Annotated in this window: 1 pseudogene; it reads left to right on the top strand. The window is 47.6% G+C overall.

Annotated features, from left to right (window positions below):
* Nucleotides 1-189 precede the first annotated feature (189 nt).
* Nucleotides 190-317 (top strand): annotated as a pseudogene (locus J9893_RS21085) (IS200/IS605 family transposase); the annotation flags it as partial.

Below are 317 nucleotides of genomic sequence, written 5' to 3'. Positions count from 1 at the left end.
TCCAGAATGCGTTTGGTTTCTGCCAGCCCGTGATTCCAGACATAACGAGCACAACCGCCCAACTGGCGCAGGCGTTGCGCTTGTTGTTCGGTCGGTTCGAGTCGGAATTTGTAGGCTTTCAGAATTTGCATTTAGCGCTCAGTGTGCAGCATTATTGCCATATCTATTAATGCCCGATTGAGTGACAGAATGCAATTCACTAAAATTAATAAATCACGCCATGCGGCCTACGTTTTGCACGTACATTTGGTGTTTATCACCAAGTATCGAAAGCCGATATTGGGGGATCTGCATCACGCTTCCTTCGGTCAGTGTGC

Source organism: Aeromonas sp. MaB10011B (assembly GCF_017939325.1).
Lineage (GTDB): Bacteria > Pseudomonadota > Gammaproteobacteria > Enterobacterales > Aeromonadaceae > Aeromonas > Aeromonas caviae.
The sequence above is the reverse complement of the archived record's forward strand: the minus strand, read 5'-3'. Positions and strand labels throughout refer to the sequence as shown.